Origin of the sequence: Mycobacterium mantenii (assembly GCF_010731775.1) — a bacterium.
Classification (GTDB): Bacteria; Actinomycetota; Actinomycetes; order Mycobacteriales; family Mycobacteriaceae; genus Mycobacterium; species Mycobacterium mantenii.
Map to the genome: position 1 here is coordinate 6,088,112 of NZ_AP022590.1, position 25,060 is coordinate 6,113,171.

Genomic DNA, 25,060 nt, shown 5'->3' on the forward strand with positions numbered 1-25,060 from the left:
TTTTTGGGTACAGCATCCACAAGCCGACCGGCGTTCAACTGATCGGACCGACATAACCGCATGCGCGACGACGGCACCATGCGCGCCGCCGAGGGACGGAGTCACCACATGCATCGCCCCGACACGATCATCGAGATTCATCGCGAACGCGTGCAGGATCAGACGGTCGAGATGTTCAGCGGCGACAAGTACACGCAGTCCGTCGACGGCGCCGGCTACTCCGCGACGGCCACCCTTGACCTCACCCTGGATCGCGTCTGGTTCGTCCTCGACTCTCGTCGGCGGCTGTGGCAGGAGGAAGTCGACGGTGAACTCCGCGACCCGCTGCGGCACTTCGCGATAGACCTGGCGATTTTCGATTCAAAAATCGTCATCGATTCGGTTACCTGCATCCCACTGGTATCGCTGCCCCCGGCGACGATCACGATCCCGGATGGTCCGCGTGCCGGAGAGTCACGCGAGATCGTGTACAACGAGATTCCGCTGTTGGGGCGGTTGACAATCACGACCAGCTCGAGCCGCACCAACTAGAGCCCGGCAAGCAGACGATCGCACTGAACTTCACCGCCCAGGATGCCCCTGTACTGGTGGCCAACCCGTTGCCGGATGAGCACGTGGGGTGGCTGTTCGGTCCGCACATCGAACGGCGTGAAGGCGGGCTCACGGTTCTCGGCGGACAAGACCCGCGGATCAGCTGGGAACTCGACTACGCAGAGGCCTACTGGATAACCCACAGCATCGCCGGGGAGCTGATGGTGAACCTGGAGAAATTGCAGCACCCCGGCCTCTCCGACGATGAAGCCCGCACGAGGGTGCTCGACTCGCTTGCCGCCCAAATCGCCGATGCGGTCCGCCCGCAACTGGAGGCAATGGGAGACAACGGGATTCAGGCGCTGCTGCCGTCGCCGGTGGACGTCGACCCGGAGGCCGCAGACGACAGCACGGTCAAGAAACTCGACGCTATCGTGCAGCGATTCGACGTCGGCGAGGCCGCCGAGGAATCCATGGTGGTGCAGCTGCAGACACTGCGCGAATTGCCCGCTGGTGAGGAGCTACCCGCGTCGGTCCTCGCCGAAAACCCCCGCGAGAGGGCGGCTTTGGCCGTCACCGGATGGAGCATTCTGCGGCAGGTCCGTGACACCGTGATGAACAGTTTCGATCTCGACGAGGGCGACTTCGACCCCGAGGCACCGTGTGCGCTGGCGGGTCCGAAGACCATCAGCATCGGCGGACAGGACCGCAGTCTCGACGCCCTCGACGCCGACATCGTCCCGCGAACCGAGGACGGTCGATTGGTCGTCGACGGCACCGTGAGCGCCGATAGCAAGCTCTACGACTTCAAGGCCAACTTCAAGGTGACGTACGAAATGGGCCTCGGCGGCATTCCGCGCGACCCCAAGGGCAAAGAACTACTGCGGGAGGACATAGACAGCATCGAGCTCCTCGAACAGACGCTGAGTCTGGCCGGTCGGAAGAAGCGCGCCGGTCACCTCAGCACCGAGGAATACGAGGCGGAAGTCAAGCGAGTTCGCGAGCGATTCGACCGGCTACCGCGAACCGTGGGGGTGCGACCCGCGCAGAACTCCGAGCCGGACGTCAACGCGGACTTCAGCCTGACCGCCGCCGGCAAAGTGGCCACGGCTGCGGGTGCGGCGGCCATCGTCGGTCTGCTCGCGCTGCCGGTGACCTGGGTGGCGGGGGCCGCTGGAGTTGGAGCCGCCGGGGCCGGCGGTTTATTGACCCTGGCGATCGCTCAGTACGTCACCACCGTCCTCACCATCGACTGGTTCGGCACGGGCGTCGGTTCTCGTCAGGTCAAGAAATCGCTGAACGACCAACCCGAGGGCACTTCGCTTCCTCCGATCGGAATGCCGGTCGACCTCGACCTGAACCGCCAACGCCTCGCGGTGTACTTCCGTCCGGTGCCGGCGAAATTGTGGATCGATTGCGTCGAGGCGGATGCGGACGAAGACCAGTCAGACAATGGCGACATTCGAGTCGTCGGTGGCCGGTGGCTCACCGATGGCCATCCGTGGCGGCTGTCGCACGATGATGCCGTGTTGTTCGTCGACTCCGACGAACTGCAGCTTCTCGTCGACCCGGCCGGCGCGGGCGGCGACGAGTTGCCCGTTGGCGTCGACGTCGACGAAGACGGGCGACGCCGCCTGTGTGTGCGGAGCGATCCCGACACATTGCGCCGGCTTCGGCAATGCTCTGCTGACGACCGTAACGAGTCTGACGTCAGCGCATGACCTGGTGGCGCGACGCCGCCGCGGATGTGGTCAGCAGAGGGCGGCGGCCGAGAACCATCCACCGGCCACGAGCGCGATGAGGAGAGCGGCGGTGCTTTGCCCCATCATCGCGGCCGCGACGACGCCCACGATCGCGCAGATGAATACGGTGACGGTCAGAATGGCGACGAGCAGCCGGTGTGAATTGACCGCCGCGCCGGCACGAGGGGCGATCACGGCCTTCCTGGAACGATCCACGCCAACCATGAAATCTCCTTTGGTGTGACGCCCGCAACACACTGCGGCCGGATGTGGTCTACGTCACAGTAGAGAGGCCACGTCGACAGCCCTTCGGTTACCGCACCGGAGTGCCGTGGTGGTTTTGGGATGCTCTGACCGGAGCGATCTTGGATGGACGGCGAATGCCCGAAGCAGCGTACGCACCGAATGAAACGCAGCGCATGGCCGCCGTGCGGCGCGTGGGCTTGCTCGGACACCCGCGGAAGAGCGCTTCGACCGCATCACCCGCCTGGCGCGACGCCTGTTCGATGTTCCGATGGCGGTCATCGACATCGTCGGCGAGAAGCTGGCGTGGCTGAAGAGCGCGCAGGGGTTCGACGGTTTCGACGGGCCGCGTTGCGGCTCGTACTGCCACCACCCAGGCCAAAACCCCCATCCGGTTTGGTCAACACTCGATAACCGTCACCTGCAGCGTCGGCTACGCGATCGGTGCCGCGGGCGAGCCCATCGACGGGCTGGTGAGCCGGGCCGACGAGCCCTCTACCGTGCCAAAGCCCACGGCCGAAATCGGGTCGAGCCGATGACAATTGGGCCGACTACCCCGAAGCGCGTCACCATCCGGTCGTACGGCGCAACAAGGAATTCGAGGCCTGCGGCGGCTAGCGAGACGCGCCCCGCGCTGACCTACGGGTATCACCGTTACCGGGCCGAGACCGCCGATTAGGTTTTCGCCTCGATGCGGATTAATCTTGCCCGCGGTTCGTTCGCGACTCAGGAAAGCAGCCATGTCTGTTCAGCCCACACTGCTGCGACGTCAATCGTTGCGTAGCGCCCGCCGCCAGCGGGTCGCTCCCCGCGTGAAGTGTCCGATGGTCGGCCAGTGCTTCGATATCGAAATCACTCGCGACGCAGACGGATGGATCATCCGGATTCCCGAAGTCGGCAGGGCCACCCGCGCTACCAGCCGGGCCAGCGTGGAGCTGGCGGCACGCGAATGCATCGCGACCTGGACCGGCATCCCCATCGGGTACGTCGCGGTGTACGTCGCCAGCGAGACCGGCTAGTTACTCATCCGCCCGGCGCGATCGCGATCGATTTCGTGTCGAGGTATCCGTCGAGCCCTTCGGGTCCGAGTTCTCGGCCGTAACCGCTGCCCTTGACGCCGCCGAAGGGCGCGAACGGGTCCATTGTGTAGCCCTGGTTGATGCCGACGGTGCCGGTGTGGATCCGCGTCGCCAATGCCAGGGCCCGGTCGATGTCGTTGCTCCAGACCGATCCGGCCAGGCCGTAGTCGGAGTCGTTGGCGATCTGGACCGCCTGGTCCTCGTCGCGGTACGGGATGACCGTGATGACGGGGCCGAAAATCTCTTCGCGGGCGATGCGCATGGCGTTGTCGGCCGCCGCGAACAGGGTGGGTTTGACGTACCAGCCGCGGTCGAGTCCGTCGGGCATGTCGCTGCCGCCGACGATCAACCGCGCGCCCTCGTCCTGACCGACCTGGATGTAGTCGCGTACTCGCTGCTGCTGGCGGCGAGAGACCAGCGGACCGAGCTGGGTCTGAGGGTCGTTGGGGTCGCCGACGCGAAGGCCGCCCATCTCGGCGGCGAGCGCGTCGACGTATTCGTCGTGACGCGCCTGGGGCACCAGTACGCGGGTCAGCGCGTTGCAGATCTGTCCGCTGTTGGACAGGCTGGCCGATCGCACCCCGGCGGCGACCTTCTCCGGCGCCGCGTCATCGAGAACCAGCGCCGCCGACTTGCCGCCGAGTTCGAGGCTGACCTTGGTCAGGTTGGCCGCGCAGGCTGTGGCGACGGCGCGACCCGCAGCGGTGGAGCCGGTGAAGGACACCTTGTCCACGCCGCGGTGGGCGACGAGGTAGGCGCCGAGCTCGGCGTCGCCGGGCAGCACACTGACGGCGCCTTGTGGCAGGCCGGCCTCGTCGAGCATCTCGCCTAAAAGCAGCGCGTCCAACGGGCTTTCGGGCGCGGGCTTGAGCACGACGGTGCAGCCGGCCAACAGCGCCGGCACCAGTTTGGTGACGATGAGGAACTGGGGCATGTTCCACGGCATGATCGCCGCGACGACGCCGACGGGCTCTTTGCGGACCAGCACGTCAGTGCCGAAGAACCCGGGCCTGGTCTCCTGCCACTGGTGTCGCTCGGCCAGGTCGCAGAACGCGCGGATCATGAACGCGGGCAGGCCGACCTGGGCGCGCTGGGCGAAGCTGATCGGTGCGCCGATCTCGGCGGTGATGGTATTGGCCATCTCGGGGCGGCGCCGGTCGTAGATGTCGGCCAGCCGCCGGATGGCGGCGATCCGTTCCGACGGTTCGCTGTGGGCCCAGGGCGCCGAGGTCAATGCCGCGCGCGCGGCGGCAAGCGCGGCGTCGACGTCGTCGGGCCCCGCCGCATCGACCTCGGCGATGGATTCCTCGGTATGTGGTGAGATGACATGCAGCTTGTGGTCCATCCGCGCCTCCCGAGGCCAATATCAACTACTTGCTATTGATGGGTCGAGGATATACCGTCGGCCGTGACGGAGCTCTCAGGGATCGGTGAAACCAGTGCGCAGGTGGTTGTTTCGCGCAGCCAGTGGAGCCGTGAGGGGCTGGGTGCCGAAGACGTCGGTGAGATTGAACTGCATAAGGAGCGATCATGGCTCGATTCCCCAAACCGCCGGAGGGCAGCTGGACCGAGCATTACCCCGAATTGGGCACCGACCCGGTGTCGTACGAGGATTCCATCAGCCCCGAGACCTACGAGCTGGAACGCGAAGCCATCTTCAAACGGGCCTGGCTCAATGTGGGTCGCGTTGAACAGCTTCCACGCAAGGGCAGTTACCTCACTCGGGAACTGAAGGTCGTCAATACCTCAATCATCTTGGTGCGCACGACATCTGGCGACATCAAGGCCTACCACAACGTGTGCCGCCACCGCGGCAACAAGCTGGTGTGGAACGACATGCCCCAGGAAGAAACGCGGGGCGTGTGCCGGCAGTTCACCTGCAAGTACCACGCCTGGCGCTACGACCTGGACGGCAACCTCACCTTTGTGCAGCAGGAGGAGGAGTTCTTCAACCTCGACAAGAGTCGCTACGGCCTGGTGCCGGTGCACTGCGACGTCTGGGAAGGCTTCATCTTCGTCAATTTCGCCAAGCAGCCCGAACAGTCGTTGCGAGAGTTCCTGGGGCCCATGATCACCGGGCTGGAAGGCTACCCCTTCGACAAGATGACGTCCCGCTGGTACTACCGCTCGGAAGTCAAGGCGAACTGGAAGCTCTACATGGACGCGTTCCAGGAGTTCTATCACGCGCCCGTGTTGCATGCGAACCAGTCGCCGACCGCGTACTCGAAGGCGGCCGCCGAGGCGGGTTTTGAAGCCCCGCACTATAGGCTGGACGGACCACACCGTCTGGTCAGCACCTCGGGGGTGCGGGCCTGGGAAATGGCCGAAGAGATGCGCAAGCCGATGGAGGACATCTGCCAGAGCGGGCTGTTCGGCCCCTGGGACAAGCCCGATCTGGGGCCGCTGCCCGAGGGGCTCAACCCCGCGAAATGTGATCCGTGGGGCCTGGATTCGTTCCAGCTGTTCCCCAATTTCGTCATCCTATTCTGGGGTCAGGGCTGGTATTTGACCTACCACTACTGGCCGACGTCCTACAACAGCCACCTTTTCGAGGGCACGCTGTACTTCCCCGCGCCGCGCACCCCGCGCGAGCGGGTGGCCCAGGAACTGGCGGCGGTGTCGTTCAAGGAATACGGGTTGCAGGACGCCAATACGCTCGAGGCGACCCAGACGATGCTCGAATCACGGGTGATCGACGACTTCTTGCTCTGCGACCAGGAGGTCCTGATCCGTCACCTACACAAGGAGACCGCCGCCTGGATCGATGACTATCGCCGGACTTCCACGGCAGGAGTGTGACGACGATGCCGATGCTGCCCGCCGAGTTCGCCGACCTCGAACGCTTCGCGGACTGGTGTCTGCCCAGCGAACCCGAACGCTACGCCAAGAGGTTGGCCAGCTCCATGACGGAGATGAAGGCCTTTTACGACGCGATCACACCGCGGGCCGAAGAGGCTCTGGCGTTCTGCGACAAGTTCTCTCTCGACGACCTGCCCGAGGACGTCCAGAATCTGATGCACCTGCTCTATTCCATGATCATGGTGTCGTTCCCGGTGGAATGCTGGAAACAGCCCCGCGTCCCCGACTCGGGTGCGTCGACCCTGGACTGCGTGTCCGAGCCCGTTCCATGACCGACCTGACGGTGCTGCGGGCGGCGCGATGGGCTGACGTCGTGACCGGCAAGATCCACACGCCGGCGGAAGTGGTGATCGACGGCGAACGCATCACCGCGATCAATCCCCAAGAGCTACTTCCGGACTCGGCCACCATCATCGACCTCGGCGACGTCACGCTGCTCCCGGGACTGATGGACATGGAGCTCAACCTGCTCATCGGCGGGCCCGGCGGCCCGGAGGGCCTACCCGCGCCGATGCACGGCGTGCAGGACGACCCCGCGTATCGCACGCTGCGCGGCGCGGTCAACGCGCGCACCACCCTGGAGGCCGGGTTCACCACGGTGCGCAATCTCGGGTTGATGGTCAAGACCGGGGGATACCTGCTCGACGTGGCGCTGCAGCGCGCCATCGACCAGGGCTGGCACGCCGGGCCGCGCGTCTATCCCGCCGGCCACGCCGTCACCCCGTACGGCGGGCATCTGGACCCGACGGTCTTCCAGCGGTTGGCCCCCGGGATCATGCCGCTGTCGGTGGCCGAGGGAATCGCCAATGGGGTGCCCGACGTGATCGCCTGTGTGCGTTACCAGATCCGGCACGGCGCCAAGCTGATCAAGGTGTCCGCCTCGGGCGGGGTGATGTCACACAGCACCGCGCCCGGCGCGCAGCAGTACTCCGATGCCGAGTTCGCCGCGATCGCCGACGAGGCCCACCGGGCCGGGGTCCGGGTGGCCGCACACGCCGTGGGGGACAGTGCAATACAAGCGTGCATCCGCGCTGGGATCGACTGCATCGAGCACGGCTTCCTGGCCTCCGACGAGACCATCCAGATGATGGTCGACCACGGCACGTTCCTGGTGTCGACCACGTACCTGACCGACGCCATGGCCATCGACCGCATCGCGCCGGAGCTCCGCAAGAAGGCGCTCGATGTGTTCCCGCAGGCAAAGGCGATGCTGCCCAAGGCGATTGACGCCGGCGTGCGCATCGCGTGCGGCACCGACGCGCCGGCCATCCCGCATGGCCAAAACGCCGAGGAACTGGGCGCGCTGGTCGAACGGGGCATGACGCCCGCGCAGGCGATCCGCGCGGCCACCGTGGTGGCCGCCGAGCTGATCGAGGCCGACGACGAGTTGGGCAGGCTGGCCCCGGGCTACCTGGCCGACATCATCGCCGTCCCCGGAGACCCTTTCGACGACATCGGCACGACCCTCGACGTCCGCTTTGTCATGAAAAGCGGGCAGATCTACAAAACCCCCGCGGCGTAACGGAGGCGGGTATGGAACTCACCGACAACATCCTGTGGTTGCTCAAGCAAGCCTTCTACTACTCGCTGACCACCATCAACGAGGCGATGCGCGAACACGGCGTGAGCACCGCCCAGATCGGTGTGCTGCGCCAATTGGCCAACGAACCCGGCTTGTCCGGGGCCGAATTGGCGCGACGCCTGCTGATCAGCCCGCAAGGCGTCCAGCTCGCGCTGACCGCCCTGGAGCGCCGCGGCCTGGTGGAAAGGAAACAGGACCCTCAGCATGCGCGCATCCTGCGGGCCTACCTGACCGGGGAGGGCCGCAAGGTCGCCGAAACGGTGGTCAATGACGCGATCGCCGCACACCAGGAGGTGTTCGGTGTGCTGACCGAGCAGGAGCAGCGGACCCTGCGTGAATTGCTGGGCCGCGTAGTCGAAAAGGGCACCGGCCATGAGCTGTTCGACGATCACGTCGAGGGCTGACCACCCGCGGAGCGTCGTCGCGCAGGCATCGATGCGCGGCGCCTGCATCCAGTACTTGAGACCAATCGCAAGTAGTTGATACTCTGGCCGGGATGGGTGAGATTCGCACGACAGCGAACGTCGGTTCGGCGACGGCGACCGGCGCCGGCGGTGTCGACATCACCGCGTTGCCGGATGGCTTTGTGCCACTGCGGATCAAGCGCGTGATTCCCGAAACCCGCGACGCCGTGTCGATCGTCCTCGATGTCCCGCAGAGCGGCGAGCAACAGTTCGGCTACCAAGCCGGGCAGTTTCTGACGCTGCTGGTCAGTGTCGAGGGACGCGAGCATCGACGCTGTTACTCGATGTCGTCCTCACCCGCCGTCGGCGAAGATCTGCAGATCACCGTCAAGCGCGACCGCAACGGGGTGGTGTCGAACTGGCTCAACGACACGGCCGCGCCGGGCGATCAGCTGCCCGCCCTGCCGCCGCAGGGTCGCTTCGTGCTGCGCGACGGCGACCGGGAGCTGATCGCGTTCGCCGGCGGAAGCGGCATCACGCCGGTGTTCTCGCTGCTGCGCACGGCGCTGACAAGCGGCAAGCGCCCCGCGCGGTTGTTCTACGCCAACCGAAGCCGTGACGCGGTGATCTTCGATGAGGCGCTGGCGTCGCTGGCTACCCGGCACGCCCATCGCTTCGTCCTGCACCACCATCTCGACGACAACAGCGGCTTCGTCACCCCGGCGGACATCGAGGCGTTCATCCATGACGCCGGAGACGCCGACGTTTACATCTGCGGGCCAAACGAATTCATGGAGACCGTGCGGACGGCCCTGTCCGCGGCGGGCATGCCGGCCGATCGGGTGCACGTGGAGCACTTCGACGTCAACGACATCGCGGCCGCGGCGCCGCCGGAGGCCGCAGTGGTCACCGACGAGGTCACCATCGTGCTGGACGGAGTTACCACTACGGCGCCGTACGATTCGGGCAACACCCTGCTGCAGACGGCCCGGATGGCCGGCCTGCGGGCGCCGTCCTCGTGTGAGATCGGTTCCTGCGGAACGTGTATGGCCCGCCTGACGCAGGGCAGCGCCCGGATGATCAACAACGACGCGCTGGAGCCGGACGAGGTCGACGACGGTTGGGTGTTGACGTGTCAGGCGCTGCCGACCAGTCCCACGGTGCGGGTGGTCTACGAGTGAGCGAGAAGGCGGTCGAGGGTGGAGCGGAATCGATGACCAGGGTGGCGGTGGTGACCGGGGGTGCCTCCGGCATGGGCGAGGCGACCTGCCATGAACTCGGCCGGCGCGGACTCAAAGTCGCGGTCCTCGATGTCAATGAGCATGCCGCGCAACGCGTCACCGACGACCTGCGCGCCACCGGCGTGACCTCGCTCGGGGTGGGTGCCGACGTCACCGATCGGCCCGGCGTCGAGCAGGCCTTCGCGAAGGTGCGCAGCGAGCTGGGCCCGGTGACGGTTTTGGTGACCAGCGCCGGCATGTTCGACTTTTCGCCCTTCGCGGAGATCACCACCGAAACCTGGTCGCGGATCATCGACGTCAATCTCACCGGCACCTTTCACTGTTGCCAGGTGGCGCTGCCGGACATGGTGGACGCGCACTGGGGGAGGATCGTGATGATCTCGTCGTCGAGCGCCCAGCGCGGTTCCCCATTCGCCGCCCACTATGCGGCGTCCAAAGGGGGGGTGATCACCCTGACCAAGTCGCTGGCCCGGGAGTACGCCGTGCACGGGATCACGGTGAACAACATTCCGCCCTCGGGCATCGAGACCCCGATGCAGCACCAGGGTCAGGCGGCCGGGTACCTGCCGTCCAACGAGCAGATCGCCAGCAGTATCCCGTTGGGCTATTTGGGCACCGGGGCCGATATCGCTGCGGCCGTGGGGTTTTTATGTTCGGAAGAAGCAAGGTACATCACCGGCCAGGTCTTGGGCGTCAACGGCGGAGCGGTGATGTGATAGTGAGGATTCGATGACGAGAGCAGGCAGGCCACCAGAGGGCTCCTGGACCGAGCACTATCCCGAATTGGGAACGGGCCCCGTGTCGTTCCGGGACTCGACGTCTCGGGAGTTCTATGAACTCGAGCGGGAGGCGATCTTCAAACGGGCGTGGCTCAACGTCGCCCGGGTGGAGGAGTTTCCGCGTGTCGGCAGCTACCTGACCAAAGAGATCGAAGTCGTCGGCGCTTCGGTGATCCTGGTCAAGGGCAAGGACGAGCGCATCCGTGCGTTCTACAACGTGTGCCGTCATCGCGGAAACAAATTGGTGTGGAACGACTTTCCCGGCGAGGAGACCCGCGGGACGTGCCGGCAGTTCACCTGCAAGTACCACGGCTGGCGCTACGACCTGCAGGGTGAGCTGAAATTTGTCCAGCAGGAGTCGGAGTTCTTCGCCCTCGATCTCGCGCAGTATGGGTTGCGTCCGGTGCACTGCGATGTGTGGAACGGCTTCGTCTTCATCAACTTCGACACCGAGCCGCGCCAGAGCCTGCGCGAGTTCCTGGGCCCGATGATCACCGGGCTCGACGATTACCCGTTCGGCAAGCTGACCGAACGGTATGACTGGGTGGCCCACAACAACAGCAACTGGAAGATCTTCGCCGACGCCTTCCAGGAGTACTATCACGTGCCCTCGCTGCACTCACAGCAGGTGCCCGCCGAGGTGCGCGAGGCCAACGCCGGATTCACTTGCGGGCATTTCCAACTCGACGGCCCGCACCGGTTGGTCTCGACGGCCGGGCGGCGCCGCTGGCTGCTGCCACCGGAATACATGTATCCGATCGAGCGGGCCACCCGCAGCGGCCTGGTGGGACCGTGGCAAACCCCCGACATCGGCGAACTGCCGCCCGGACTCAATCCCGGGGGGATCGAGCCATGGGGCATCAGCAATTTCCAGATCTTCCCGAACATCGAGATCCTGATCTACGGCGGGTGGTATCTGCTGTACCGGTACTGGCCCACCTCGCACAACACGCACCGATTCGAGGCGTACACCTACTTCCACCCGGCGCGCACCGTCCGGGAGCGCATCGAGCATGAAGTCGCCTCGGTGGTGTTGAAAGAGTTTGCGCTGCAAGACGCCGGGATGCTCGGCGGGACGCAGGCGGCGCTGGAGTACGGCATCGTCGACGAGTTTCCCCTCAACGACCAGGAGATTCTGGTGCGCCATCTGCACAAGGTCGCCGTCGACTGGGTCGAAGCCTATCGCCGCGAACGGGATTCGGTAGGGGTGTGACCATGGATCCCATGCTGCCCAGCGCGTTCGCCGAGGTGGAGGACTACGCCCAAACCTGGTGCCTGGCAACCGAAACCGAACGCTGGAACGCACGGGTCAACGCGTCGATGCCCGAACTGCGAGACTTCTACGACGCATTCTTCCCCCGCCTCGAAGAGGCGATTGACTACTGCGACAAGTTCCCCCTCGACAATGTGCCCGACGACGCACTGAACCTGCTGCACATGATCTATTCGCTGATCATGGTCGCCATGGCGGTGGAGATCATGCATCAACCCGCCCCCGTCGATGCCGCCGACGCGGTGATGGTCCGCACAGGCGGACCGGTGCCCTGACCTGCACGCCCGCCGCGGCGCGCCATAGATCCTTTTCCTCGAAAGGAGCGACCATGGGTCTGCTCACCATCACCAAGCTAACCGAGTCTGTCGGCGCCGAGGTCGCGGGCCTGGAGCCGAGCGCACTGGCGAGCGACGACTCGGTCGGATCCGCGGTGCTGGATGCGTTGGAAGACAACGGAGTTCTGGTCTTTCGTGGGTTGCAGCTCGACCCGGCAGCCCAGGTCGGCTTCTGCCGTCGCCTCGGCGAGATCGACCATTCCTCCGACGGCCACCACCCGGTGGCCGGCATCTACCCGATCACCCTGGACAAGTCCAAGAACGCGTCGGCCGCCTACCTGAAGGCCACCTTCGACTGGCACATCGACGGCTGTACACCGCTGGGTGACGAATGTCCGCAGAAGGCCACCGTGTTGTCGGCGGTCCAGGTCGCCGAATGGGGCGGCGAAACCGAATTCGCGAACTCGTACGCCGCCTACGATGCCCTGACCGACGAGGAGAAAGAGCGATTCGGTGCACTGCGGGTGGTGCACTCGCTGGAGGCCTCCCAGCGCCGCGTCTACCCCGACCCCTCGCCGGAACAGGTGCAGCGCTGGCGATCCCGGCGTACCCACGAACACCCTCTGGTGTGGACACACCGCAGCGGCCGCAAATCGCTGGTGCTGGGTGCCTCCGCGGATTACATCGTCGGCATGGATCTCGATGAGGGACGCGCCCTGCTGAACGAGCTTCTCGAGCGCGCTACGGTGCCCGACAAGGTCTACAGCCACAGCTGGTCGATCGGCGACACCGTCATCTGGGACAACCGCGGGGTGCTGCACCGCGCCGCCCCGTACGACCCGGACTCGCGACGCGAAATGTTGCGCACCACCGTGCTGGGCGACGAGCCGATCCAATAGCATGACCGCCGACCACCATCCGCTGCGTCTGACACCGTTGCCCGCCGCCGAGTGGGGCGAGAGCGCCCGCGCGGCGCTGGCGTCGCTGCTCCCGCCCGATCGGGCGAAGCCCGTTGGTGCGGGCAATGTTTTGTCGACCCTGGTGCGCCACCCCGACCTGACCGCGGCCTATCTGCCGTTCAACGCGTACCTGCTCACCCGGTCGACGCTGTCACCCCGGGTGCGGGAAGTCGCGCTGCTGCGCGTGGTGCACCGCAGCAATTGCGGCTACCTGTGGTCGCACCACATTCCGATCGCTTTGCGCGCCGGCCTTACCGAGTCCGAAATCGTCGACATCCGGTCCGGGTGCTGCGCCGACCCGACCGACCAGGCCGTGATCCAGGCCGTCGACGATCTCACCGGTGACAGCACGATCAGCCAGGCGACCTGGGATCGACTGGGCGAACTGTTCACGCACCAGCAATGCATGGACCTGACGTTCACGATCGGCGGCTACCTCTTGCTGGCTTTGGCGGTCAACACCTTCGGCGTCCAGGAAGAGCACGAGTAGACCGCCTGCCGTGTTGCCGACGCCCGGCACCCCGGTGTCCGACCACTCGGTGAATCTCGAAAGCGCTAGCGTCCGCGCTAGCGCATCTGCGAGTCACCGCATGGCCGCTACGTGGTGCCGGTGTGACTCCGCGCGCTAGTCCTCGCGGGACAGGGCGGCGCGCGGGCACTCGGCGATGGCCCGCTCGACCAGCGCCTCCTGCTCGGCGGGGACCGGATCGGCGGTGACCACCGCATAGTCGTCATCGTCAAGCCGGAAAACATTCGGCGCGATGTTCACGCAGTAGGCATTGCCTTCACAGCGATCAAGGTTCACTACCGGCCGCATGACGATCCTCCTTTGATCCCGCACAAAGTTTTCACAATCGGGGCTTGTGTAAATCCTAGTATGCCGCCTCTCAGTGACCTTTCAGTGGCGCGGTCTTACGCTGAGCTTCTGGGTCCGGGAGGTCGATGATGAAGATCGCATCCGTCATCGCCCGCCAACTGCTGGACTGCAAAGCCCGGCCCCTGCTCGAGGTCGAAATCACTACGGATACCGGCTATGTGGGCCGCGGCGCGTCGCCGACCGGCTGTTCGGTGGGTTCTCACGAGGCGTTCGTGCTGCGGGATGGGGATCGAAGCCAATACAACGGCCTGAGCGTCCACCGCGCGATCGCGGCGGTGACCGACGAGATCGCGCCGGTTCTCATCGGCGCGGAGTTCGACGATCCGCGGTCCCTGGACCGGGTCATGATCGAACTCGACGGTACGCCGGACAAGCACCGCCTCGGCGGTAACGCGATCTATTCCACGTCGGTCGCGCTGCTGCGTGCGGCGGCCGCCGCGGCGGGCACACCCACGTACACCTACGTCGGCGCATTGCTCGGCCTGAAACCACCGACCACCGTCCCGGTGCCCAGCTTCAACATGATCAACGGTGGTCACTACGGCGACGTCTGTCAGACGTTCAGCGAGTTCCTCGTCGTGCCGTACGCCGCGGACTCGATCGAATCCGCGGTCGAAAAGGGCGTGAGTTTGTTCGAGACGCTCGGCGAGGTGCTCGCCGAACGGCTCGGCCGCGCACCGATGCTGGCGTCGTCGTACGGATACATCGCGCCGTCCAGCGACCCGCGTGTCGTCATGGAGGTGCTGGCCGAGGCCGTCGGGCGCGCCGGCTGCGCCGACATCATGGCGTTCGCACTGGACTGCGCGTCGAGTGAGGTCTACGACAACGGCTCTGCCACATACGCATTCAACGGTACGCGGGTGACCGCGGAGGCGATGATCGACTATGTTCGGGGCCTCTGTGGTGAGTTCCCGATGCTGTTCGTCGAAGACCTGCTGGACGGGGATGACTGGGCCGGGTTCGCCAAGGCGGTGCAGGCGGTGAACCGTTCCATCATCCTGGGAGACGACCTGATCGTCACCAACCGCGCCCGCTTGCAGCGCGCCGTCGAGGCGTCCGCGGTCGACGGCTTCATCCTGAAACCCAACCAGGTCGGAACCATCGCCGAAGCGCTGGACTGCTTCGAATATGCCATGCGGAACGCCGTTTTAGCGATCCCGTCGGGCCGCTCGGGCGGCGTCATCGACGATGTGGTGATGGACCTGGCGGTGGGCCTGGGAGCGCCGTTTCAGAAGAACGGCGCACCGCGGTCGGGCGAGCGCATCGCGAAACTCAACTTCCTGCTGCGCGCGGCCGAACGCATCCCGGACTGTGCGCTGGCGGACGTGCCCGCACTGGCGAAGTTCTGAGCGCGTTCCTACTCAGTGGCCGGCGACCAACGCGAGCTCGGCCGCCAAGGCGGCGCCACACACCGCCAAGACGATCGAAAGCGCCAGCCAATCGGCCGGTTTCGGCCGAGACGGGATCGCCGAGATCTGTCCGATGCCGCCGCGGGCGGTGATCGCATCGCCCATCTCGTCGGCGCGCCGCAGGGTCACGGTGATGACCGCGACGACCACGTCGATCACGTCGGCCGCTGGGCGCCGCACACGCGCCCAGCGCGTCCGCGGCGGCGGCTTGGGCCGCAATCGGCGAGCGGCGAAGAGCACCCGGAATTCGTCGATGAGCATCGGGAAGGTGCGCAGCGCGAGCGCCAATGCGGCCGCCCAGTCGTCGACCGGGATCCGCAGGGGTCGCAGGAAGCGGCCCAAAGTGGCTACCGCCGGGGCAATTTGGGCGACATTCGTGGTCCATGACACCAGGGCGCCGAGGGCGAGCAGCACCACCGACAGCGCGGTGAGGCGGAGAAAGTCCAGCAGGCCGCCGAAGCCGAGCGTCACGGTGCCCAGCTGGACCCTGGGACTCCCGCCGGCCAATGCCGCGTTGACACCGACGATCGCCAGCACGATCCACATCCAGCGCGGCAACGACGGCAGCACACCCCGGGGAATCCGCGCGAGCCGGATTCCTGCCGCCGCCAGCGCGGCCGTAAGTCCGATCGCCACCCATCCCGGGAAGAACGTCAACAGCAACGAAATGCCGAACACGACAGACAGTTTGGTTCCGGCCCACAGCTCGTGTATGGGGGAACTGCCCGGGACGGGCCGCAGCAGCACGACCGGACGCCGACGGCCGGACGCCCCCTTCGCCGGAGCGCCGGCAGGCTCCGGATTGCCTTGCGCCGCAGCGGGTACCGGCTCCAGCGAACCGTCACGCAGGTGCAGGGTGCGCGGGCACAGTTCCGCAAGCCCGGCGAAGTCGTGCGAAATGACCACCACGGTCAGGCCGTCGTCACGCCGCCGCCGGGCCAGCAGCTGGACGAGGCCGCGCTGGCTGGCGGCATCCAGCCCCGCCAGCGGCTCGTCGAGGATCAACACCCGCGGCGACCGCGCCAGCAGTCCGGCCAGCACTACGCGACGCATTTGGCCACCGCTGAGCTGGTCGATGCGCCGCTTCGCCAGCCCGGCATCCAGGCCGACCGCAGCCAGCGCCGCGGTCACGCGGGCGTGATCGGCGGGTGAAAACCCGCCCGCCGATGCCACTTCCAGGTCGACCCGGCTGCGCATCAATTGCAGCCGGGCCGCCTGGAATTGGAGCGCGACCGCTCCGACCTGCTCAGCGATCGGGCGCCCGTCGAGCAGGCAGGCGCCGCTCGAAGGCGCGGTCAATCCGGCCATGATCCACGCCAGCGTCGACTTGCCGGAACCGTTGCCACCGTGGATCAACAGCCCGTCGCCCTCGTGCACCGCGAAGCTGACATCGCGCAGCGCGGTCTGTGCCCAGGGGGTGCCACCGGCGTATTCGTGCCCGACGCGGACGAGTTCGAGCACCGGCGCATCGGAGGCGTGGCCGGTCGCCACCGTCGGCGCCGGTGCGGTCGCGCTTCGCACCAGATCGGTGTCGACCGACGCCTCGCCGAGATTGATCGCGCGGTCGGCGTATTCGGCCTCGTCGTTGTAGTGGGTGATGTGCACCAGCGCGGTCTGGTGGCGTTCGGTCAGGCCGGACAGCACGCCGAGCAGCTTCTCCCGGCCCTGCCGGTCGACCATGCTGGTGACCTCGTCGGCGATCAGCAGCGCCGGCTCGCGCGCCAGCGCCGCGGCCACGGCCAGCCGCTGCAGTTCTCCGCCGGACAGGCTGCCGGTGTCGCGGTCGGCCAGTGCGGCCAGCCCAACCTCGCCGAGCAGCCGGGGAATGTCGGTGGTCTTGCCGGGCGGCAGACCCCAGACCACGTCGTCGGCGACCCGAGTGCCCAGCACCTGGCTCTCGGGGTGCTGCATGATGACCGCGGTCCCACCGAGTTCACCGAGCCCCACCGCCCCGGGACGGTCGACGGTGCCCGATGTCGGTTCGCGGCCGGCCAGGATCAGCATCAGCGTGGTTTTTCCGGAACCGTTGGCGCCGGTGACCGCGATGTGTTCGCCAGTGCACACGTCCAGGCTCGTCGCGTGCAGCGCGTCGTGGTCGGCGTGCAGGTAGCGCAGGCGCACCTGGTCCAGTCGTACCGGGACCGGCCGGACCGGGCCGTTACGGGCCGGCGCGTCCAGCTTGTGCACATCGGGAACCCCGCGTAATCGCTCCAGCACCCGTGACAACGCCCACCAACCGGCCAGCGAGGCGCCCACGATGACGAAGACGGAGTACCCGAGGACGAGCCATTGCCAGTAGTGCAGCGCCTCGGCGAAGAACTCCTTGAACTGCTGCGCTGGGGCGCGCAGCGGGGGCACCCGCGACACGACCGTCGAGGCGCCGTCCACGGTGGCGGCAGCGGTGTGAAAGGCCAGCTGCCGGAACCGGGTCAGGACTGTCAGCGCGACGACCATCCCGGCGCCGACGACGACGGCCGCGCCAAAGGACACCGCGATGACGGTGGGTGTGCCGCGGCGGTGGCGTTTGACGGTTCCGGCCAGCCCTCCGACGTAGGCGCAGAGTGCTATCGCCCACACACCGCTCAGGCCCACGACCAGGAAGCCGATCACGCCGGCGGCGACCGTCCCCGCGATCAGCACGCGGATCCGGTACCGGTAGGCCAGTAGCCCGGTCGGCACGCTGCCGAGCAGGCCCAGCCCGCCACCGTGCGGAAGGACGACCGCGATGATGGCGATCGCCGCACACAGGGCGCCCATCACCGATGCCTGCGCCAGCTCGCCGGGTCGCAGCGATCCAGCCCGCGTTTTCGGCTTCGCAGCGCCGGGCCCCTTCACGCCACGATTATGCCCGTCGTCGGCGGCGGCGCCCTTTGGCTCTCTTATCAGATCTTCAGGTAGCCCTTGTCGGCGGGAATTTGCGCCGCCGTCACGAGCGAGGACGCGTCGCTGGCGAGCCAGAGAACGATGTCGGAAACCAGGTTCGGATCGGCGAGTGAGTCGGTGGGTAGTGCGCCGGGGGAGAAGCTGTGAATGTAGGTCTGGTTGTCGGCGAACAGTTGCCACATCGAGGGGTCGTTGCCCATCGGGGTGTCGGTGCCGTACGGGTGTACCGAGTTGACCCGGATGCCATATCCGCCGAGTTCCACCGCCAGCGAGTTCGTCAGCCCGACCACGCCGAACTTACTGGCGCAGTAATGACCGCAACCCGGTACGGCCTTCACGCCGGCGGCGGAGCTGATGGTGATGATCGAGCCGCCGTTACCCGCCTGAATCATCTCGGGCACAGTGGCTTTGATGGTGTTCCAGACGCCGGTCAGGTTGGTGTCGAGGACGTCTTGCCATTGCTGAGCCGAAATCTCCCACAGCCGGCCCCAATTCAGCACGCCGGCGTTGGCGACGACGATGTCCAGGCGGCCGAACTGGGTGATGGCTTCGTCGACGACCCGCTGTTGCCCCGCGGCGTCGCGGACATCGACCTGCGCCGCCAGCATCTTGCGGCCTTCGCTTTCCACCAGGCTCGTCGTTTCAGCCAGGTCCTCCGGCGTCGAGGCCGGGTAGCCGTTATTCACCGCCACCGGGCCGCACGCGTCGATGGCGACGATGTCGGCCCCGGCTCGGGCCAGCCGCACGCAATGCGAACGGCCTTGTCCGCGCGCGGCACCGGTGACGAACGCGACCCGTCCGGCCAGGGGTGTGTCGTTGTCGCTCATACGATCTGGGCCTCCCGCATCGGGGTCGCGGTGGTGGATGCGGCGGCCCGGAAGAAGTCGTAGTCGGACACTAGCGAGATGTGTTCGATCTGGTCAACGATTCGTCACATGCGGGCTAGCGCTGCGGCAGCGGGCGGGGACGCACCAGCGTCGGCCACCAGAACCACGGCCCCAGGATCCGCAGGATGGACGGCACGACGAACGACCGCACGATCAGCGTGTCGAGCAGCAGGCCGATGCACACGGTGGAACCCACCTGGCCGATCGTTCTCAGATCGCTGGTGAGCATGGCCAGCATGGTGAAAGCAAACACCAGACCCGCCGACGTCACCACGCCGCCGGTGCTGCCGAGCGCGCGGATGAGACCGGTGTGAATCCCGCCGTGCAGTTCCTCTTTGACCCGGTTGATCAGCAGCAGGTTGTAGTCCGACCCGACGGCCACCAGGATGATGAACGTCAGCGGTAGGACGAGCCAATGCAGGTGCAGGCCGACGAGGTGCTGCCAGAACAGGATGGAAAGGCCGAACGCCCCGGCGTAGGAGAAGGCCACGGTGCCCGGAATCACCAACGCCGCCACCAGACTTCGCGTGATGAACAACATGATCAAGAAGATCAGCACGAAGGCCGCGATCGCCGCGATCAGCAGATCCGACACTGCGTATTGCTTGATGTCTTTGTCGTTGGACCCCGAACCGCCGATGTAGACCCGGGCGCCGGCCAGCGACGTCTCTTTCAGGATCGTCTTGATCGCGTCGGGGAACTGTTCGACATGTTCCACCCCTTCGGGGCCCATCGCGTCGCCCTCGTGGGTGACGATGAAGCGGGCCGCCTTGCCGTCCGGCGACATCATCAGCTTCATGCCCGCCTTGAGGTCTTCATTGTCGAAGGCCTCGTGCGGGATGTAGAAGAAGTCGTCGCTGCGGGACTTGTCGAAGTCGTTGCCGACGTTGATCGAATCATCGAATGTCTGCTCGGTCTGAATGGACTGCAGATCCGCCGACCCGTAACTGTTGACCAACTTCGACTGCAGGGCTTCGGTGTCGTCGGCGGTAGCCTTGAGCTGGGCGATGATCTGCGGGAAAGCTTGATCCACCTCCGCGAGCGAGATTCTGGCTTTCGTGATGTCCTCGGCGAGGTGGTCGATGTGGTCGATCGTGTCCCACAGTGATCGGAACGCCCAGCAGATGGGGATGTCGAAACAGTGCTTCTCCCAATAGAAGTAGCTCTTGATCGGGCGGAAGAAATCGTCGAGGTTCGAGACTTCCTCGTTCATCTCTTGGCTGACCCGTTCCAGGTCCTCAACGGTGAGCACCGTCTGGTGCAGCTCGTCGGACACCTTCTGGAAGAAGCCGATCTCCTTGCGCAGGACCGCGACCGAGTGCGCCTGGATCTCGGCCTGCGCATCGGTGTTGGAGTTCTGCTCCCTGTTGAACGGGAGTTGTTGACCATTGCCGCTACCCTGCGTGGTGAACAGATAGGGAATGCTGGCGTGCTCGAGCGCCCGGCCCAGCGGCCGCGTCATCCCCTGCACCATCGCCACACCGTGCAGGCGGATCAGCGCCCTGGCGACCCGGTCCAGCGAGATGAAGTCGGCCGAGTTGCGCATGTCGTGGTCGGTCTCGACCATCAGCATCTCGGAGAACAGCTTGCTCTTGGGGAAGTGCCGGTCGGCGGCCTGAAAACCCAAATTAGCTGGCGCACTGGCCGGTTGGTATTGCCTGTCGTCGTAGTTCTGCCGGTAGCTCGGCACGAAGATCGCCCCGAGCATGACGACGGCGGAACTGGCCACCAAAATCGGCACCGGCCAGCGCACCACGCTCGCCCCGATCCGCCGGTACAGACGCCCGTGCACGTTGGTCCTCGGGTCGAACATCCCGAAGAGGCTGCCGACGGTCAACACCGCCGGGCCCAACGTCATGGCCGCCGCGATGGTGAACAACATGGTGATCGCCACGGCCGGCCCCATGGTGTGGAAGTAGTTCAGCCGCGCGAATGTCAAGCAGTAGCACGCGCCGGCGATCGTCAGCCCAGACCCAATGATGATGGGCGCCACGCCCTTGTAGGCGATGTAGAAACTGTCCTCCCGGCTTTCGCCGGCCTGTCGCGCCTCGTGATATCGGCCCATCAAGAAAATGCCGTAGTCCGTCCCCGCCCCGAGGGTCAGCGCGATGACGATGTTCACCGCGAACGACGACAGTTCGATGTACCCGTAATGCCCCAGGGTCGAGACAACGCCCTTGGCGACAAGCATTTCGATGAGGACGCCGAGCAAGGGCACCAGCAGCGTCGAGGGGGTCCGGTATACCAGCAGCAGCATCACGACGATGAGGCAGATCGTGACGATCGTGACGTTGTTCAGGCTCGCATTCGCGATGCTCAACGTGTCGGAGGCCAGCGGAGCCGCGCCGCTGACATACACCTTGAGCCCGGGTGGTGGCGTGTCCTTCTTGATGACGTCGCGGACGGCGTCGACGGACTGGTTGGCTTCAATCTGGCCGATGTCACCGGCGAGACGCAACAGCACGTAAGTGCACTTGCCATCGACGCTTTGCGCCCCCGCCGCGGTGAACGGTTTGCCCCACAGATCCATCACGTATTGCACGTGCTTGGTGTCGTTCTGGAGGCGGCGCATCAAATCGTCGTAGTACCGGTGGTCCTGGTCTCCCAGCTTCCGGTTCGCCTCAAACACCACCATGGTCAAGTTGGTCGAGTTGGATTCGTGAAACTTTTCGCCGATGTGCAGCAGCGCGCGTTGCGAGGGCGCGTAGTGCGGGACCATTGGCCCGGCGAGCTCTTCCGCGACCCGTTCCACTTGGGGCATAAAGGTATTCGTGGTGACCGCGAGGAGGCCCCAGAAAAAGATGATCGGTATCGCCAGCGCGCGGACCATCTTTGGGATGAGGGGACGTTTGACCCGGGGCTCGTCGAGGCGGTGTTCGGTCATGCCGACTTCACCCTGCACTGGACGTCGGCGTCCTGATGGTCACCCGTCTGTTCGTCGCGGATCACCCCGTCCACCAGCATCCGGCAACCCACCTGACCGCCATGGACGTGCACCGAGATGCTGCCGGACGCCACCGTGAGCGTAGTGGTCTCCGTGTGGGACCACGGCAGCGTCGTGATATCCACCTGATGCGGGTGGCCGTCGATGTCGACGTACACGAGTTTCCCGCCTTGCCCGGCGGAGCCGAACACCTCGTAGGTGATCCGTTTGATGTTGAACTCCTCGGGGGCCTGCGGGCCATTGACGGTGATGACCGGCTCCGGTTCGGAGAACTGATGCACCTTGTACATGCACAGCAGGCCCACGCCGACCGCGACGACGGCGACCAGCGGCATCCAGATTCGCGCCAGGACCGTCCGCCCGACTGAACGAGGGCTCATTCGATTACCTCTCGCGACCCGGTCCGGACATCCTGTCTTTGCCCCCCGCTCTTGCCCCCGTGCCCGTCAAATAGTAGACGGTCATGTGCCCAATGGCCATATGATCGTGCAAAGACCAGGAACATCGCAAACCGAGGGCGACCGGAAGGGGCCCGCCGGCCTAACCGGCCGCCGGTGACCGCACCGGATGCCCCGTCTCATCGCCCCTCAGGACACCTTCTTCAGCTGCCGCTTCAACCGTGCGCTACGGCGAATCTGAATGGCCAGGTTCGTCGAGGTCAACATTGGGATCACCCCGAGGAATGTCCGCTCGGAAGGCGTCGCTCCATGTAAGTGGTAGAGGCTGCCGAAGACGAAGAAGCAGCCCAACATGAACAGAGCGCCGGGAATGCAAAGGGTCATCAACGAACCACGGTCGGCGACGACTTGCTTCGCGTAGGCCAACTCCTCCTGTGACATCGGTTCGCGTTTGCGCACCTTATGCACGACCGCTTTGGCGCTCCCGATACCCTCGCTGATCGGAGCAGTCGTTCGGCGCTCCAAACGATTTACGTACACGGCTGCGACGGCGGCCAGCATCAACGCCAGCGCAAGGCTCAGTAGGGTCAGCAGGCCATATAAGTACAAACTCATATCCAGTCCTTGCTCTGCCGTGGGGATTACCGAAGGCTCGCGCAGAACGCTACCGCAAGGATTGCGACCGGGCTTCAGTGCTTTCCGGAGTCCTGGCCCTTGATCACATCGCGGACGATCAACCCGAGCAAGACGATCAGGCCGAGCGGCACCAGCAGCTTGAAGACGATTGACGCGTGGCTGTACAGCAAGCCGTAGGCGACCGCTCCGATCACCACCATCACGAGCAGGATGGCGCGATTGATCTTGTCTGTACTCATTGAAGGAACCTAACTTCTCGATCGGCGTGGCGTCGCAAGACGTCAAAACCCGAAGTCGCCGCCGCCGGAATCGGACCCACCGCCGCCGAAATCCGAGCCGCCGCCGAAATCCGAGCCGCCGCCGAAATCGGAGCCGCTGGAGTCCCAACCGCCGCCAAAGCCGACGTCGCCCCCGCCGGAGTATGAGGCGTCGCCGCCGGCGAATCCGACGTCAGCGCCACCCGAGTGCTCGCCGGCGAACCCCACATCGGCCGGCGGGCTGTCGTAACCGGTGCCCTGTCCGGCGTCGTAGCCGTAGCTGTTGGCATCTGCGAAGGCGGAATCGCGGCCGGCCTCGAAGCCGCGGTCGTAGCTGCCGCCCCAGTGGTCGTCCAGCAGCGCATCCATCAGCAGCACATCGGCCAGCGCCCACGTCCAGCCCGGACCCCAGAACGCGTACGGGTAATAGCCGGGGTAGAAGAACATTCCGTTGTGGTATCCGCCGTTGTAGTAGTACGGGTAGCCCGGCTGCGCAGTGGTGCTGTAGTTGTTGTTGTTGATCGTCACCGACTCACCGGTGTCGGGGTTCGCGGTTCGCACCGCGGCCTGCTTGCGATCACCGGCCGGCACCGAAGTCACTGCGGCCACGTCGGGCGCGGGTTGCCGCGGGTTGAGCTTGCGGTTGGCCTTGGCGACCGTGGCGTCCACCACCCGCAGATGCGCCCGCGCCGCCCCGTAATCGCCCTTGTCATAAGCCTTTCGGGCGTCGTACAGGGCGGCGTTGGCCTTCAGCGATTCGGCACTGACGTCGGCGCTGCTATCGGTCAGCACCGCGTTGTCGAGGTCGCCGACATTCGACGTGGCCGCGATGAGCTCCTGCTTGATCTCCTCGCGCGCCTCGTTGGCCTTGCGGTGCTTACGATTTCGGCGCACGGCGAACCAGAGCAGGCCGGCCATGGCCAGCGCGATGCCGAAAATGACCAGCGCCACCTTCAGCCAGGCCCAGTCGTCGTGCTTTTCGTGCGCGACGGGAGATGTGGTCACCGGACCGCGGGAGGCCGCGGTGGCGTTCGCCAGCTTGCCGACGAAGGCGCTCGTCGCGGCGTAGGGGTCGTTGCGGTGATCTTTCGCCGACTGGTTCATGAATTGATCGACGTTGTCCGCGATGGCCTTGGGCACGTTGTAGGCGCGCACGTGGTAGCCGCGCGAGTCGATGACCAGGATGACCCCGCTGAATTCGGCGTTGCGGCCCAGCATGGCGTCGTGTACGGCGTCGGCTGTGGTCACGCCGCTCTGCGCGGGCGACACCGCCGCCACCCAGACCGGTGGTCCCGAACTCCACGTCCACGAGCTGGTGAGGATCTGCTGGTTCAGCTTGTCGGCGTTCTGCAGCGGCGGTCTGGCCCCCGGGTCGACCACCACATGCGTCTCGGCGTCGAACCTGTTCACCAGCTGGTCTGTGTAGGTGTCGGCCGAGGCGGACGGAACGAGCAGCATTGCCAGCGTCACGGCCAACGCAGCCAGCATGAACCTGCGGAAGCGTAAAGTCACATCTCTCCTGCCACGAGTCGTCGTATCGATCCTTGCGGCGGACCGCTAAAACGTCCAATTGCGACGAGATCGCGTGAGGGGCCCACCCTAACCCGTTTCGGGCGGATCCGCCGCGGGGCAGGTGGCGTTGGTCGACGGCGGTGGCGCCGGCACCTGCCCTGGTACCGCTAGGTCTGGGTTTGCCCGGTATACCCGCGGGGGAGCACCGAGAAGTCGACGCACGCCGCGGCTAAGACGTCGCCCAGATATGGGTTGACCGGCGCGGCCAGGGTGAGCATCGCCCCCGCCGA

Annotated in this window: 24 protein-coding genes; 14 read left to right on the forward strand and 10 right to left on the reverse strand. The window is 65.8% G+C overall.

Annotated elements, in window-relative coordinates:
- Window positions 1–60: 60 nt before the first annotated feature.
- Window positions 61–531, forward strand: a complete 471-nt coding sequence (locus G6N50_RS28250; RefSeq protein WP_083092872.1) for a hypothetical protein — start codon at window positions 61–63, stop codon at window positions 529–531.
- A gap of 56 nt (window positions 532–587) precedes the next feature.
- Window positions 588–2,252, forward strand: a complete 1,665-nt coding sequence (locus G6N50_RS28255; RefSeq protein WP_083092871.1) for a hypothetical protein — start codon at window positions 588–590, stop codon at window positions 2,250–2,252.
- 30 nt (window positions 2,253–2,282) lie between these two features.
- Here the strand turns inward: G6N50_RS28255 and G6N50_RS28260 are convergent, their stop codons facing one another.
- Complete coding sequence (locus G6N50_RS28260) at window positions 2,283–2,498, reverse strand: hypothetical protein (protein WP_067827239.1); 216 nt, start codon at window positions 2,496–2,498, stop codon at window positions 2,283–2,285.
- Window positions 2,499–3,340: 842 nt separating this feature from the next.
- Between G6N50_RS28260 and G6N50_RS28265 the strand changes: the two genes are divergently transcribed.
- Complete coding sequence (locus G6N50_RS28265; protein WP_083092868.1) at window positions 3,341–3,535, forward strand: long chain fatty acid-CoA synthetase Faa4p; 195 nt, start codon at window positions 3,341–3,343, stop codon at window positions 3,533–3,535.
- A gap of 4 nt (window positions 3,536–3,539) precedes the next feature.
- On the opposite strand, the gene G6N50_RS28270 is transcribed toward G6N50_RS28265, so the two are convergent.
- Entirely contained in the window at window positions 3,540–4,940 is a 1,401-nt protein-coding gene (locus tag G6N50_RS28270; RefSeq protein WP_083092866.1) for an aldehyde dehydrogenase, read from the reverse strand.
- Between the two features lie 185 nt (window positions 4,941–5,125).
- Between G6N50_RS28270 and G6N50_RS28275 the strand changes: the two genes are divergently transcribed.
- The 10 genes from G6N50_RS28275 (at window position 5,126) to G6N50_RS28320 (ending at window position 13,457) form a co-directional block, all read left to right on the forward strand.
- Window positions 5,126–6,394, forward strand: coding sequence for an aromatic ring-hydroxylating oxygenase subunit alpha (locus G6N50_RS28275; protein ID WP_083092864.1), 1,269 nt, complete (start codon window positions 5,126–5,128; stop codon window positions 6,392–6,394).
- Entirely contained in the window at window positions 6,391–6,726 is a 336-nt protein-coding gene (locus G6N50_RS28280) for a hypothetical protein (protein ID WP_179970075.1), read from the forward strand. Before G6N50_RS28275 ends, G6N50_RS28280 begins: the two co-directional genes overlap by 4 nt.
- Complete coding sequence (locus G6N50_RS28285) at window positions 6,723–7,976, forward strand: metal-dependent hydrolase family protein (RefSeq protein WP_083092863.1); 1,254 nt, start codon at window positions 6,723–6,725, stop codon at window positions 7,974–7,976. Before G6N50_RS28280 ends, G6N50_RS28285 begins: the two co-directional genes overlap by 4 nt.
- Before the next feature lie 11 nt (window positions 7,977–7,987).
- The gene (locus G6N50_RS28290) at window positions 7,988–8,440 is read left to right on the forward strand and encodes a MarR family winged helix-turn-helix transcriptional regulator (RefSeq protein WP_083092861.1); all 453 of its coding nucleotides are present in this window, start codon (window positions 7,988–7,990) and stop codon (window positions 8,438–8,440) included.
- 158 nt (window positions 8,441–8,598) lie between these two features.
- On the forward strand, window positions 8,599–9,621 hold the full coding sequence (locus tag G6N50_RS28295) for a ferredoxin--NADP reductase (protein WP_308204198.1): 1,023 nt from the start codon (window positions 8,599–8,601) through the stop codon (window positions 9,619–9,621).
- Between the two features lie 32 nt (window positions 9,622–9,653).
- On the forward strand, window positions 9,654–10,397 hold the full coding sequence (locus G6N50_RS28300; protein WP_083093118.1) for an SDR family NAD(P)-dependent oxidoreductase: 744 nt from the start codon (window positions 9,654–9,656) through the stop codon (window positions 10,395–10,397).
- Between the two features lie 13 nt (window positions 10,398–10,410).
- Window positions 10,411–11,673, forward strand: a complete 1,263-nt coding sequence (locus G6N50_RS28305) for an aromatic ring-hydroxylating oxygenase subunit alpha (protein WP_083092858.1) — start codon at window positions 10,411–10,413, stop codon at window positions 11,671–11,673.
- A complete protein-coding gene (locus G6N50_RS28310) occupies window positions 11,670–12,008 on the forward strand; it encodes a hypothetical protein (RefSeq protein ID WP_083092856.1) in 339 nt (112 codons plus the stop codon). Before G6N50_RS28305 ends, G6N50_RS28310 begins: the two co-directional genes overlap by 4 nt.
- 53 nt (window positions 12,009–12,061) lie before the next feature.
- On the forward strand, window positions 12,062–12,907 hold the full coding sequence (locus G6N50_RS28315; RefSeq protein WP_083092854.1) for a TauD/TfdA dioxygenase family protein: 846 nt from the start codon (window positions 12,062–12,064) through the stop codon (window positions 12,905–12,907).
- Between the two features lies 1 nt (window position 12,908).
- Window positions 12,909–13,457, forward strand: coding sequence for a carboxymuconolactone decarboxylase family protein (locus G6N50_RS28320; RefSeq protein ID WP_083092853.1), 549 nt, complete (start codon window positions 12,909–12,911; stop codon window positions 13,455–13,457).
- A 135-nt stretch (window positions 13,458–13,592) separates the two neighbouring features.
- Here the strand turns inward: G6N50_RS28320 and G6N50_RS28325 are convergent, their stop codons facing one another.
- The gene (locus tag G6N50_RS28325) at window positions 13,593–13,784 is read right to left on the reverse strand and encodes a ferredoxin (RefSeq protein WP_083092851.1); all 192 of its coding nucleotides are present in this window, start codon (window positions 13,782–13,784) and stop codon (window positions 13,593–13,595) included.
- A gap of 125 nt (window positions 13,785–13,909) precedes the next feature.
- Here G6N50_RS28325 and eno point away from each other — a divergent pair, with 125 nt between their 5' ends.
- On the forward strand, window positions 13,910–15,193 hold the full coding sequence (gene eno, locus G6N50_RS28330) for a phosphopyruvate hydratase (protein WP_083092850.1): 1,284 nt from the start codon (window positions 13,910–13,912) through the stop codon (window positions 15,191–15,193).
- Window positions 15,194–15,205: 12 nt separating this feature from the next.
- Here the strand turns inward: eno and G6N50_RS29940 are convergent, their stop codons facing one another.
- The 7 genes from G6N50_RS29940 to G6N50_RS28365 all read right to left on the reverse strand — a co-directional run bounded on the left by G6N50_RS29940 (window position 15,206) and on the right by G6N50_RS28365 (window position 24,746).
- Complete coding sequence (locus G6N50_RS29940) at window positions 15,206–18,088, reverse strand: ATP-binding cassette domain-containing protein (RefSeq protein WP_142275417.1); 2,883 nt, start codon at window positions 18,086–18,088, stop codon at window positions 15,206–15,208.
- Window positions 18,089–18,135: 47 nt separating this feature from the next.
- Window positions 18,136–18,963 carry a mycofactocin-coupled SDR family oxidoreductase gene (locus G6N50_RS28340; protein WP_083092847.1) on the reverse strand — a complete coding sequence of 276 codons (828 nt, stop codon included), beginning with the start codon at window positions 18,961–18,963 and terminating at the stop codon, window positions 18,136–18,138.
- A gap of 115 nt (window positions 18,964–19,078) precedes the next feature.
- Window positions 19,079–21,907, reverse strand: a complete 2,829-nt coding sequence (locus tag G6N50_RS28345) for an MMPL/RND family transporter (protein WP_083092845.1) — start codon at window positions 21,905–21,907, stop codon at window positions 19,079–19,081.
- Window positions 21,904–22,347 (reverse strand): MmpS family transport accessory protein, encoded by a 444-nt coding sequence (locus G6N50_RS28350; protein ID WP_179970076.1) that lies wholly within the window; start codon window positions 22,345–22,347, stop codon window positions 21,904–21,906. Before G6N50_RS28350 ends, G6N50_RS28345 begins: the two co-directional genes overlap by 4 nt.
- A gap of 207 nt (window positions 22,348–22,554) precedes the next feature.
- Window positions 22,555–22,980, reverse strand: coding sequence for a hypothetical protein (locus tag G6N50_RS28355; protein ID WP_083092842.1), 426 nt, complete (start codon window positions 22,978–22,980; stop codon window positions 22,555–22,557).
- A gap of 74 nt (window positions 22,981–23,054) precedes the next feature.
- A complete protein-coding gene (locus tag G6N50_RS28360; protein WP_067832101.1) occupies window positions 23,055–23,240 on the reverse strand; it encodes a hypothetical protein in 186 nt (61 codons plus the stop codon).
- A gap of 42 nt (window positions 23,241–23,282) precedes the next feature.
- Entirely contained in the window at window positions 23,283–24,746 is a 1,464-nt protein-coding gene (locus G6N50_RS28365; RefSeq protein WP_179970199.1) for a hypothetical protein, read from the reverse strand.
- Between the last annotated feature and the right edge of the window lie 314 nt (window positions 24,747–25,060).

What these genes read in the sequence shown, in the direction of transcription:
- G6N50_RS28265 (WP_083092868.1), top strand. Translation starts at nt 3,341, where the DNA reads ATGGTCGGCCAGTGCTTCGATATCGAAATCACTCGCGACGCAGACGGA.
- G6N50_RS28290 (WP_083092861.1), top strand. Translation starts at nt 7,988, where the DNA reads ATGGAACTCACCGACAACATCCTGTGGTTGCTCAAGCAAGCCTTCTAC.
- G6N50_RS28260 (WP_067827239.1), bottom strand. Translation starts at nt 2,498, where the DNA reads ATGGTTGGCGTGGATCGTTCCAGGAAGGCCGTGATCGCCCCTCGTGCC.
- G6N50_RS28270 (WP_083092866.1), bottom strand. Translation starts at nt 4,940, where the DNA reads ATGGACCACAAGCTGCATGTCATCTCACCACATACCGAGGAATCCATC.
- G6N50_RS28275 (WP_083092864.1), top strand. Translation starts at nt 5,126, where the DNA reads ATGGCTCGATTCCCCAAACCGCCGGAGGGCAGCTGGACCGAGCATTAC.
- G6N50_RS28305 (WP_083092858.1), top strand. Translation starts at nt 10,411, where the DNA reads ATGACGAGAGCAGGCAGGCCACCAGAGGGCTCCTGGACCGAGCACTAT.
- G6N50_RS28300 (WP_083093118.1), top strand. Translation starts at nt 9,654, where the DNA reads ATGACCAGGGTGGCGGTGGTGACCGGGGGTGCCTCCGGCATGGGCGAG.
- G6N50_RS28320 (WP_083092853.1), top strand. Translation starts at nt 12,909, where the DNA reads ATGACCGCCGACCACCATCCGCTGCGTCTGACACCGTTGCCCGCCGCC.
- G6N50_RS28340 (WP_083092847.1), bottom strand. Translation starts at nt 18,963, where the DNA reads ATGAGCGACAACGACACACCCCTGGCCGGACGGGTCGCGTTCGTCACC.
- G6N50_RS28325 (WP_083092851.1), bottom strand. Translation starts at nt 13,784, where the DNA reads ATGCGGCCGGTAGTGAACCTTGATCGCTGTGAAGGCAATGCCTACTGC.
- G6N50_RS28250 (WP_083092872.1), top strand. Translation starts at nt 61, where the DNA reads ATGCGCGACGACGGCACCATGCGCGCCGCCGAGGGACGGAGTCACCAC.
- G6N50_RS28285 (WP_083092863.1), top strand. Translation starts at nt 6,723, where the DNA reads ATGACCGACCTGACGGTGCTGCGGGCGGCGCGATGGGCTGACGTCGTG.
- eno (WP_083092850.1), top strand. Translation starts at nt 13,910, where the DNA reads ATGATGAAGATCGCATCCGTCATCGCCCGCCAACTGCTGGACTGCAAA.
- G6N50_RS28355 (WP_083092842.1), bottom strand. Translation starts at nt 22,980, where the DNA reads ATGAGTTTGTACTTATATGGCCTGCTGACCCTACTGAGCCTTGCGCTG.
- G6N50_RS28315 (WP_083092854.1), top strand. Translation starts at nt 12,062, where the DNA reads ATGGGTCTGCTCACCATCACCAAGCTAACCGAGTCTGTCGGCGCCGAG.
- G6N50_RS28365 (WP_179970199.1), bottom strand. Translation starts at nt 24,746, where the DNA reads ATGCTGGCTGCGTTGGCCGTGACGCTGGCAATGCTGCTCGTTCCGTCC.
- G6N50_RS28360 (WP_067832101.1), bottom strand. Translation starts at nt 23,240, where the DNA reads ATGAGTACAGACAAGATCAATCGCGCCATCCTGCTCGTGATGGTGGTG.
- G6N50_RS28345 (WP_083092845.1), bottom strand. Translation starts at nt 21,907, where the DNA reads ATGACCGAACACCGCCTCGACGAGCCCCGGGTCAAACGTCCCCTCATC.
- G6N50_RS28350 (WP_179970076.1), bottom strand. Translation starts at nt 22,347, where the DNA reads ATGAGCCCTCGTTCAGTCGGGCGGACGGTCCTGGCGCGAATCTGGATG.